Source organism: Acetivibrio cellulolyticus CD2 (assembly GCF_000179595.2).
GTDB classification, from domain to species: domain Bacteria; phylum Bacillota; class Clostridia; order Acetivibrionales; family Acetivibrionaceae; genus Acetivibrio; species Acetivibrio cellulolyticus.
On sequence record NZ_JH556658.1, the window covers coordinates 329,320 to 339,587 of the forward strand.

The following is a 10,268-nucleotide window of genomic DNA, read 5'->3' on the forward strand; positions in this document are numbered from 1 at the left end:
AGAGGAGGATTAACATGGATAAAAATAAAATAAAAGTTCTGGTAGTTGAACCACAAAAACAGCCTTATGTTAAAGAAATTGAAAAGGATTACAGAGCAATGCAGGCTATAGTGGGTGGTCGTATTGAATATGCTTATCTTTCAGACGATGCACACATTTATTGCAATGAAGAGGGAAAGCTTCTAGGGCTTGAATTGAATCGAAAACTTGAGAACAGAGATATAATTGCAGGAACTTTTTTTATATGTAGTGATGATGGATATGGGGATGATATTTCATTGACGGACGAGCAGATTGAAAAATACACAGAGAGGTTTAAAGAACCAGAACAGTTCTCTTATTCGGAAATAAATCAACAAGCAGAATCTGTTGTTATCGAATCAGCCGACAATCTGGATGATTTCTTAAACAAATTAGGATTGCTTCAAGAAGATGAAGATTTAGAGAGATAGTCTATTGGAAATCAAAGATAAAGAATAATTGGAGGATAAGCTATATGATGGTACCAATCATTATGATTTTGCTTTGTGCAGCTATTGGTATTGGAGCATATTTTTATATTAAGAAAACCGATAGTAAGAAATCGCTACAAGCAGATGAACAGCTAAAAACAGCAAACGAGTTCGTAAATGTTAAAGATATAAAAGACAAATTCCTTTATACAAGAGATAATATGGTCTTGTGTTTTTTGAAAATCAATCCCATAAGTATCGACCTGTTTAGTAAGAGTGAAAAGAACCTAATCATTAAGCAATTAACTGTGGATATATCAGGTATCCAGCACCCATTTAAATTCATTGCTGTTTCAAGACCTGTAGATATTTCACCACTTATTACGGAATTATCAGAACTACTTACAACAAGTGATTTAAAGCAAAAGGAACTTTTAAAGCAGGAGATACTTGAAATGAGTACATTTGCTTTATCTGGGGAAGTGGTGGAACGACAATTTTACATAGTACTATGGGAAAAAGATGATGAAGGAGCACAAAAGGATTTGCTTGTAAGAGCCAAGGATTTATCAAATAATTTTATTGATAATGGTATTGGCTGTGATATTTTAGAACAGCAGGATATTGTTAGACTATGTAATCTTATAAATAATCCTGCATACATGCATTTAGAAGATTCAAATTTTGAGCCAAGCATCCCTATTATCAAAGGAGGCGTTTCGTTATGATTGGGATTAAAAAGCAAAAGACGGAGTTTGTTCCTGTAAATGAAGCACTGTTAAATGTAATAACTCCAATGGGACTTGAGATAAAGAGAAATAGTATGGTTATTGGTGAAAATACCGGAAAAGTATATGGAGTTGTGAGGTATCCCCAAAAAGTTGATGTTGGATGGCTTTCAAAAGTAACAAACATTCCAAGCACTATTGTATCTATTGGCATTAAACCGTTAGACAATGGTGCTTTAATTTCTGCCATTAGTAAAAGTATTATTCAAAACCGAGGAACTGCTGAAAGTGCAAAAGACCCATTAACACGTCAAAGGGCTGAAAAATCAGCAGAAGATGGTGAAAGAATTATGCTTCAGATTGACCAAAATGGAGAAACAGTGGCATTGATGAGCTTATCAATAATGCCAATAGCGTATGATGAAAAGAATTTTATAAAAGTGAGTAGAAGAGTTGAAAGTGTAATGAATGTGATGAAGTGTAAAGTCAGAACATTGGCAAATCTTCAAAAAGAGGGACTACAAACCATTTCTCCAACTTATCCTACAAGTCCTGTTATTGAGAATATAGTACAACGCATCATTCCTATGAGCACATTTGTAGGTGGTTTTCCGTTCGCAAGTTCAGGTTTTAATGACGGCAACGGCTATTATTTTGCCAAGGATAACAATGGGGGCTTGGTTATTGTAGATACATGGAAACGTGGCAATGACAGAACCAATACCAATATGGTTGTAATGGGTGTGGCCGGAGTTGGTAAGTCCACAGCGATAAAGCATATCATGCTATCTGAATACATGAAGGGAACAAAACTATTAATTATTGATCCCGAATCCGAGTACAAAGATTTGTGTCTTAATCTTGGCGGAGACTGGATTAATGCTGGTGGTGGAATTAACGGAAGAATAAACCCCTTGCAGATTCGCCCTGCACCTTGTGACAGCGAAGATGAGCCTGATGAAAAGGGTGGGAAACTTTACGGTGATGTGGATGGGATGAGTGATATGGCACTTCACGTCAAGAACCTGGAAATCTTTTTTCAACTATATCTTCCAAGTCTTAATGATATGCAAAAAGCAATACTAAAACAAAGCATTGTAGAGCTTTATAACAGATTTGATATCTATTGGGATACAGATATTAAAGGGATTTCAAGTGATAAATTTCCTACTTTTAGTGATTTACACGTGCTTATTGAAGAAAAAGCGAAAGCAAATAAAACTAATCAGGGTTATAAGGATTTGTCACTGCTTTTATATGACGTTGCAAATGGTAGCGACAGCTTTTTGTGGAATGGGAAAAGTACCATAGAAACCCATACAAGATGTGTCTGCCTGGATACACATAGTCTGCAAAATACAAGTGACAATATTAAAAGGACGCAGTATTTTAACCTTTTAGGTTGGTGCTGGGAAGAAATGAGCAAGGACAGAACAGAGAGAGTACTTTTAATATGTGACGAAGCATATCTTATGATTGATCCTCAAGTACCACAAAGTCTTGTTTTTCTAAGAAATGTAGAAAAGAGAGCAAGAAAGTATGAAGCAGGCTTGATTATTATTTCTCATAGTGTAGTAGACTTTCTTTCTCCAGAGATTAAGATGTATGGACAAGCTCTTTTGGATATTCCATGTATTAAGTTGATTATGGGATGTGACGGTCAGAATCTAAAAGAAACCAAAGAACTTTATAATCTGACAGAAGCGGAGGAAGAGCTTTTGGAGAGTAAAAGACGTGGGCATGCTTTGTTTGTTATAGGTTCCAAACGGCTACATGTAAATTTTGAAATTCCGGAATATAAGTTTAATTATATGGGCAAAGCTGGCGGAAGATAAAAATAGTGTGATTGGGTGCAGACCGTATAAGGTTTGCACCTTTGTCATTTATGAGAGGTGGTTTATATGGCAGTTAATCCTGTTGTAGCAAAGATAGTTACACAGTTGGTTATTAAGGCAGCTACTGATGAAGAAACAAGGAAAAAACTTTTGATACTTATCCTTACTCCTATATTATCTGTTTTGCTTATTGTTACAATGCTATTTTATATTCTTACCAATCCGCTGGAATTTTTAGGACAGTTTTTTGACAGGGATTCTTTGATTCAGGTAGAAAAACTGCAAAACGATTTTGAAATGTATCAAAGTATTTTGGAAACTGATGCAGATTATGTTGAAAGCTATGGACAAAGTTTTGAGGGAGTAACTATATCAAATGAAGGCGAAACCCCTGTTGTTTATTATAATCAGCTTGATAGTAGATGGGCGGATAAACCCTATGGAACAGATAATATTGGGGGATATGCTTGTGGTCCAACTTCAATGGCCATGGTTGTATCGAGCCTTACAGATACTACAATAGATCCTATTCAAATGGCAAAATGGGCATATGAAAAGGGCTATTGGTGTGAGAATAGTGGTTCATATCATACATTGATTCCGGGGGCTGCAAAAGCTTTTGGTTTGAATGTCTATGGGTGTTCATCGAGTGAATCCCAGCGTATTGTGGATGCTTTATCATCAGGAAGGCTTGTAGTAGCTATTATGTCAAAAGGGCATTTTACTTCAAGCGGACATTTTATTGTACTTAGAGGAGTAACAAAAGAAGGAAAGATACTTGTTGCAGATCCGGCAAGTAATAAAAGAAGTAAAGAGGAATGGGATTTATCAATTATATTAAGTGAAGCAAGTAAGCATGCAAGTGCAGGGGGACCATTCTGGATAATTGAAAGTAAGGGGGCTCAAAATGAATAGAAAAATTATGATTGAACTGATTATATATGCAGTTGCTGTTATTGTAGGACTTATTTTACTTTTTACCTCAAATACACACAATAAAAAGAATGATTTACATAATGGAGGTGTAGGACATGCTATTATATCTGTCCAGTAGCGGAAAGAGTGAAGTTATAGACTTTTTGGAAGCAGAAAATGAGCAGAAATCGGATTTGCTGGTAAAAAAACTGGTGGGCAGGTTTTCGTTAAAACAATTTGTAGTGAAGGATATGAGAAACTACCATAGCTATAAGTACTTTATGGTTGATATAGCTTGTAGTGAGGATAATCTCGAAGATTTCATAATAGCAGTCCAGTCTTTTCAAATGATGTTTAATAGCCGTATTATAGTGATTTTATCAGGGACAAGTGATAATAGATATATCGAAAAGCTATTAGAACTAAAAGTTACTGACATTATAACAGCTAATTCTGCTGAAGAGTTAAAAGATGAGATTAGAGAATGCTTGACCAAAGATGGGATGCAACGATACAAGCAGCATATACAACCTGAAAAGCATGAAATTATAAAACCTATTGATAACAAACCGGATGAGATAGAGATACCCAAATATAAGTGGAAAGCTCAAAATGTAAAAATAGCAATCGCAGGAGCTGACCGAAGAAGCGGTGTAACGGTAACGGCTTTTAATTTTGCAAACTGGCTGATAGCTCGTGGTGCCACAGCTTGTTATGTCGAAATGAACATGAATAGGGATTTGCATTATCTGATTGAGAGGTACACGTATGAAAAAGTTGGAGAACATTATCCAATTGGCGATGTGGATTGCTTTTTGATTAATGAAGTTGATAAGGAATATAACTTCATTATCTATGATTGTGGTGTTTTGAAGGAGATGACCAGCACTTTTAAAAATGCAGATATAAGGCTGGTTTGTGGAAGTCTTCTGCCTTATGAGGAAAAGAACTACTCGAAACTTTTAAAATTATGTGGGAATTTAACTGTTACTAAAATGGGTTTGTGCGTGCCAAAGGAGTTTCAGGAAGATTGTAAAACAACCTTTGGAGAAGATTTGTTGATTGCGGAAGCTTCACATGATTTGTTTAGTGATAATGTAAATGGGCATATCTATCAGCCTATTATTGAAGAGTTTATTTTAAAGGATAAAAAGGATTAGGGAGATTAAATCTCCCTGAAATACGTACAGGAGGATACCATGGCGAAAATTGAATTTATGACGAATGCTTTTCAATCAGATTTAAAACCAAGGGCAAGGCTTGTTCTTAATTGTCTTGCTCTTCATTGCAATAAAGACGGTCAATGCTTTCCTTCAATTAGGACAATAGCAAGAGAATGTGGGTATAGTATTAATACAGTAAAGCGAGCATTGGATGATTTGGTTAAGGCTGGGTTTGTTGTTAAGGAAGCTAGGTTTGATGTAGAGTGTAAACATGGGGGACAGACTTCAAATTTATATACTTTGAATATTGTGGAGCCAAAGAAGGAGGAAAAACAGGAAGCTAAAAAGGAGAAGGGTAAAATTAACAAGAGTAAAGTTGGTTTGGAAAAGCCAGTAGTAAAAAAAGAAAGTGTAAATAATGGGATTAAGGAAGTACGGTTGAGTAATGATGATTTTCGTGTGATCAATGGTAAGGATGCTAGATATAACAGTTATGAATATACATGGGCTGGGGAGCAGCCCAAAGGTGCATCCCCTTGAAATGTATAGTTGAAATAAAATAATACTTATGAGAAAAAAGGTATTATTAGGCTAATATGTTTTTAAAATGTCCATATATAACTTAATATTACTTGTGTCTTGTATAGCCAAGATATGGTCTCATCTACATTTGTTTTTGATTAACAAAGTAGAAAACGATATCGTGGCTTTGTTTTCAAGGAACAATATTTTCAATTTTACACCAAATCAAAAAAATTATAGTTTGATTCCGAAATGGAGACGATATATAAATAAATTCCTGTTTGGATATATGATATCATAATGTATTTTTGTGTTGTAAAATGTTAGATGTAGGAGCTGGTGATGGTGAATTTTGGCGATAAACTAAAAATGTTGAGACTTGAAAAAAATTTAACTCAAAATGGCTTAGCAAAACATTTAAATGTCTCTAAAGCAAATGTTTCTCGTTATGAGTTGGGTACTCGCCAACCTAATTTTGATACTTTAATTAGTATTTCAGCTTTTTTTAATGTTTCTATTGATTGGCTTCTTGGAAGAAGCACTATTAGGAACTTTTCTAGTGTAAATGATAAACCAAGAAATTTTGAAGAAAGTGACTTGGAAATTCTTGAGTTTTTACATACAAACTCTCATGTTCATGAGATGCTTGAAAGCATGCCAAAATCAAAAGAAATAAGAGTAAAAATAATAACTAGAATATGGAAAGAGATTAACATAGACAATTTTTGAGTAATTTTTTTTGGACTTAACAGAAAATAATTCTATTTCTGGCACCTGTTAATTGTTTAGGTAGTTAATGTGAAATGTTTTCGAGTTATTTAAAACTATAATTTTATATATGCTTGGGAGTTGTAGGTATGAATGATAATCTATGCTTAATTGAAGTGTTAAAAAAGTTAAAAGAGTCATCCAAGGAAGCAGTAGAAAATATACAGTCCTTCAGTCCTTTTAAGAAATATATGCATGTTCCGAGGGAAGTTCAGATAGAACTTAAAGAATTAATTGATAAATGTTCAGAATCAACTAACTCACAACTCATTTTAGTTTGTGGGGGTGTTGGTGACGGTAAGTCTCACCTTATCTCGTATCTTAAAGAGAAATATCCATACATAGCTTCAAATTTTTATATACATAATGATGCTACAGAAAGCTTTGAACCAAAGAAAACATCGATAGATACTTTGTGTGATGTATTAAACGACTTTAATGATGAAAATTTGACTAATGGAGGATGTAAAAAGCTTATACTTGCAATAAACCTTGGAGCATTAAGTAATTTTATTGACTCAGATTATAAGTCTAAATTTTTAAAACTTCGAAATTATGTAATATCTAAAAGTATTCTTGATTCAAAAGTAGTTGACAATAGCTTTGATGAAAATAGTAATTTTCAATTTATAAATTTTAGTGATTACCATTTATACAGTCTTGTCCCTGAAGGTACTCGCTCAGAATACATGAAAGAATTATTGAAGAAAATAACCCAAAATAGCTCTGATAATGTGTTTTACCGTGAATACAGCGAAAAGTGTCTGAATTCCTGTATTTGTGCAAACAAGTGCCCAATAAAATTTAATTATGAGTTTTTATCCAATAATAATAATCAAGATAAGTTAATCCAAATTCTTATTGAAGGTATTGTAAAATATAAATTAATTATATCTACCAGAGCACTTCTTAATTTTATTTATGATTCAATAGTCAATATATACTTCGAATCTATTCCTTCAGATGAAATAAAAGATAAAATTAGTGCTCTTGATTTCGAAGGATATATTTCATTTTTAACACCATATATGTTATTCGAACATAAAGAACTATCCAATATATTTGACATTGTATCAAATCTTGATCCAATTAATAGAAGATCAGAAAAGTTGGATGAGATTATTATAAAACTAAATACAATTGACAATATATATTCATTATTTGATGCTTATATTGAAATGGCAGGATATGCAACTTTAGAGAACATTCTGTCAGATATGAGCTTTATTGGTAGCATGAAAGAGAAGAAGGATAAACTAGTAAAGTTATTTGTTCGATTGTATAAGTTCAAGCCCAGAATTGATAGCATAGATTTAAATGATAAAATTTATGATGAATTTGTTAAAAATTTGTATTTGCAGAATAAAGGAAATAAATCTAATTTAAAGATTCTTTATAAAAACATAAAAGAGTCTATTTACAAATGGAATGGAGACAGTTCAACCAACACTATAAATCTATTTATAGGTAGAAATCAGTTAAAGTATAAAATAAGTCAAAAGCATAATATTGAACCTGATGTATCAACATTGAAAGAGAATAAGGATTTTGAATTATATAGATTTTTGCCACATCTTTTAATAAGGTTTAAAAAAGATGATTCCAATGAAGGATATGAAATTAATATTGACTATTCTTTATATTTGTTATTAAAAAAAGTATGTAATGGCTACAGACCGAATAAGAAAGATAAAGAGAACTTTGTTAGTTTTATGGAGTTTATTGATAAAATTATGTTGTTAGGTGAACAGGAAAATTCGTTGGTATTTGAGGAAAAACTGGGTGAAAATATAACAAGATATTCCTTATCCTTTGATAAGAGTTTTAATGAATACACTTTTACGGAGGTTTAGTATGGAATATAGAATATTAATAGATGAATTTAAAAAAAATTATGAAATTGATACAACAAGGTCAGATCAGGTTAAATTAAAACACAACACCGGAAATACTATAATATTGCTTCCGTTTGTAACTAATTTTAGAAAGAATAAGGAAAACAAAGATTATATCGTTAACTTTAGTGCAGTATTGGGTGAACTATCCAGGATGCTTGCAGACAAAAAAATAAAGGATAAGTTTAGTAAAGAAGTCCTGATTATTAAGCTTATTGAAAAGGTCAATTTTGGTAATGAACAAAACAAATCTTCGTTCATTGATATTATCGATAGTCTTTTCTATGATAGCAATGGTAACTTACAGATATTCCATCCAAAAGTATATAATTATATAACTGCAGAAAAACCTCGGGTACATAAGAAAATTGCACAGTTTATTTTTAATGTATTAAGTTCCAGAGAAACAAAGGAGATACTCAAAGACAAATTTGCTTCGAAACCTCAAAATTTATTATATAAGCTAATGCTGGAGTCTCTTCCAGAACTTCAAGAAGAGAGTAGTAAATTTGAATCTTACAAATATAAGTTATATATGCCTTTTATATCTGAGTTATTTCAAAAGGACCTGGAAACTATGATTGAAGATACAAGGTTTTTTGTAGATGATTTTGAAAAGCTTATAAAGTACTATTATTTTTTCTATGTTTCGCAATTAATACTTAAATTAAACGACATGTTTGATGCTGATATAAAAACTGCAAGTGAATTATATTTTAACCTTGATTTTGAGAGTACTTCGAGAACAAGGACAAGTTATATAAAAGGATGGGAAGTACTTAAAGGTAATGAGAAAATGTTATTTCCGCATATAAATTGTTTGGAAATACTAAACCATAGATATGATGAAGGTAAAGGACCATATTCATATATAGAATTAAAAAAAATAATATGTGAAATGAATAGTCAGGAATTAGCAGCATTAGATGATGATATAAAGGAAATTATTGAACTGTATAAATTTTGTATTGGTGATGTTGTTTGGGAAGAAATGAATCCTGTTGAAGATAAGCATCCTAATCCTGTATTAAATAGGATTTATGAGTTATATAAGTGTATTTATTTTCAATTTACTTTACAAAGAAAAGATCGATGGAAAAGCTATTTTGAATGGTTTGAAGAGTTCTGTAAAGCTAATTTCCTAAAAACACGTGGTCAACTTGGTTATACGTTGAATATCACAGAAGAATACCTTATTTTTATAACAAAATTATGCATTCCAAAAGGTGATAAACTGAGGCTTAATCTTTTATTTAAGGAATTTGAACTTAGAGGAATGTGGTTTGATAGGGATTCGAAATATAAAATAATTGAAATCTATGAAAAACTAAATATACTTGAGAAAAAAAGTGATAGTGGGGATGCTCAATATGTCAAATCAATTTTATAAATATCTTACTGAATATAAATTGCAAGTTAAAGTGACGGTAAAATTTTGGTAAACTTGTATAATGCAAACTATTGGCACTATTGTTCGGGATGTCAAGGGCAAAGCCGGAGACCCTTTACATCCATTGCACTATCATCCTTTTGTTCCCGGTCTGTTATGACAGACCGGCTGCCTTCTGGCGAGGACAGGGCTTGGGACAGAGTCCCAAGGTTTTAACTTGCAGCCATATCAATTGCAGACTTATATGCTAATATTCGTCTTGGATAGTTATTTATCCATGTTTCTATCCATTTTATCGTCTTTTTACTTATTCTCCCTATATCTGTTCCTTTTGGTATAAATCGGCGTATTAGCTTGTTTGTATTTTCGTTTGTGCCTCTTTCCCAGGAGCTATATGGATGTGCATAATATAGTTTCACCCTTTTATCTTTTCCAGCCCTCACAGACCGTTCTATGCCTTCATAATCAAGAAATTCACTACCATTATCCACTGTTATTGTTTTGAATTTATCCTTAAATGATTTACCATATTTCTTCTCCAAACAATCTAGTGCTGCTACTACTGATTCTTGTGTCTTTGATGGCATTTTGATTATTATT

General features: G+C 32.5%; 11 protein-coding genes. 10 read left to right on the plus strand and 1 reads right to left on the minus strand.

Going from position 1 to position 10,268, the window contains the following annotated elements; genetic code table 11:
• Positions 1-14 precede the first annotated feature (14 nt).
• The 10 genes from ACECE_RS27940 (at position 15) to dptG (ending at position 9,668) form a co-directional block, all read left to right on the plus strand.
• Positions 15-452 carry a DUF3846 domain-containing protein gene (locus ACECE_RS27940; protein ID WP_010249508.1) on the plus strand — a complete coding sequence of 146 codons (438 nt, stop codon included), beginning with the start codon at positions 15-17 and terminating at the stop codon, positions 450-452.
• Positions 453-496: 44 nt separating this feature from the next.
• Positions 497-1,180 (plus strand): hypothetical protein, encoded by a 684-nt coding sequence (locus tag ACECE_RS0217285; RefSeq protein WP_010249509.1) that lies wholly within the window; start codon positions 497-499, stop codon positions 1,178-1,180.
• The gene (locus tag ACECE_RS0217290) at positions 1,177-3,015 is read left to right on the plus strand and encodes a VirB4 family type IV secretion system protein (RefSeq protein WP_010249510.1); all 1,839 of its coding nucleotides are present in this window, start codon (positions 1,177-1,179) and stop codon (positions 3,013-3,015) included. The genes ACECE_RS0217285 and ACECE_RS0217290 overlap by 4 nt, the downstream gene beginning before the upstream one ends.
• Positions 3,016-3,081: 66 nt before the next feature.
• Complete coding sequence (locus ACECE_RS0217295) at positions 3,082-3,930, plus strand: C39 family peptidase (RefSeq protein WP_010249511.1); 849 nt, start codon at positions 3,082-3,084, stop codon at positions 3,928-3,930.
• The gene (locus tag ACECE_RS31225) at positions 3,923-4,069 is read left to right on the plus strand and encodes a hypothetical protein (RefSeq protein WP_162862572.1); all 147 of its coding nucleotides are present in this window, start codon (positions 3,923-3,925) and stop codon (positions 4,067-4,069) included. Before ACECE_RS0217295 ends, ACECE_RS31225 begins: the two co-directional genes overlap by 8 nt.
• Positions 4,047-5,090 (plus strand): hypothetical protein, encoded by a 1,044-nt coding sequence (locus tag ACECE_RS0217305; protein WP_010249512.1) that lies wholly within the window; start codon positions 4,047-4,049, stop codon positions 5,088-5,090. Before ACECE_RS31225 ends, ACECE_RS0217305 begins: the two co-directional genes overlap by 23 nt.
• 39 nt (positions 5,091-5,129) lie before the next feature.
• On the plus strand, positions 5,130-5,633 hold the full coding sequence (locus ACECE_RS30285) for a helix-turn-helix domain-containing protein (RefSeq protein ID WP_010249513.1): 504 nt from the start codon (positions 5,130-5,132) through the stop codon (positions 5,631-5,633).
• Positions 5,634-5,957: 324 nt separating this feature from the next.
• Positions 5,958-6,344 (plus strand): helix-turn-helix domain-containing protein, encoded by a 387-nt coding sequence (locus ACECE_RS0217315; RefSeq protein ID WP_026073894.1) that lies wholly within the window; start codon positions 5,958-5,960, stop codon positions 6,342-6,344.
• Between the two features lie 128 nt (positions 6,345-6,472).
• Positions 6,473-8,236, plus strand: a complete 1,764-nt coding sequence (gene dptF / locus ACECE_RS27950) for a DNA phosphorothioation-dependent restriction protein DptF (RefSeq protein ID WP_010249516.1) — start codon at positions 6,473-6,475, stop codon at positions 8,234-8,236.
• A 1-nt stretch (position 8,237) separates the two neighbouring features.
• Positions 8,238-9,668, plus strand: a complete 1,431-nt coding sequence (gene dptG, locus ACECE_RS0217325; protein ID WP_010249518.1) for a DNA phosphorothioation-dependent restriction protein DptG — start codon at positions 8,238-8,240, stop codon at positions 9,666-9,668.
• Positions 9,669-9,880: 212 nt separating this feature from the next.
• On the opposite strand, the gene ACECE_RS27955 is transcribed toward dptG, so the two are convergent.
• Positions 9,881-10,268, minus strand: a 388-nt coding sequence (locus tag ACECE_RS27955) for an IS30 family transposase (protein ID WP_010249520.1), incomplete at its 5' end; no start/stop codon positions are given.

What these genes read in the sequence shown, in the direction of transcription:
- ACECE_RS27940 (WP_010249508.1), top strand. Translation starts at nt 15, where the DNA reads ATGGATAAAAATAAAATAAAAGTTCTGGTAGTTGAACCACAAAAACAG.
- ACECE_RS0217285 (WP_010249509.1), top strand. Translation starts at nt 497, where the DNA reads ATGATGGTACCAATCATTATGATTTTGCTTTGTGCAGCTATTGGTATT.
- ACECE_RS0217290 (WP_010249510.1), top strand. Translation starts at nt 1,177, where the DNA reads ATGATTGGGATTAAAAAGCAAAAGACGGAGTTTGTTCCTGTAAATGAA.
- ACECE_RS0217295 (WP_010249511.1), top strand. Translation starts at nt 3,082, where the DNA reads ATGGCAGTTAATCCTGTTGTAGCAAAGATAGTTACACAGTTGGTTATT.
- ACECE_RS31225 (WP_162862572.1), top strand. Translation starts at nt 3,923, where the DNA reads ATGAATAGAAAAATTATGATTGAACTGATTATATATGCAGTTGCTGTT.
- ACECE_RS0217305 (WP_010249512.1), top strand. Translation starts at nt 4,047, where the DNA reads ATGCTATTATATCTGTCCAGTAGCGGAAAGAGTGAAGTTATAGACTTT.
- ACECE_RS30285 (WP_010249513.1), top strand. Translation starts at nt 5,130, where the DNA reads ATGGCGAAAATTGAATTTATGACGAATGCTTTTCAATCAGATTTAAAA.
- ACECE_RS0217315 (WP_026073894.1), top strand. Translation starts at nt 5,958, where the DNA reads ATGGTGAATTTTGGCGATAAACTAAAAATGTTGAGACTTGAAAAAAAT.
- dptF (WP_010249516.1), top strand. Translation starts at nt 6,473, where the DNA reads ATGAATGATAATCTATGCTTAATTGAAGTGTTAAAAAAGTTAAAAGAG.
- dptG (WP_010249518.1), top strand. Translation starts at nt 8,238, where the DNA reads ATGGAATATAGAATATTAATAGATGAATTTAAAAAAAATTATGAAATT.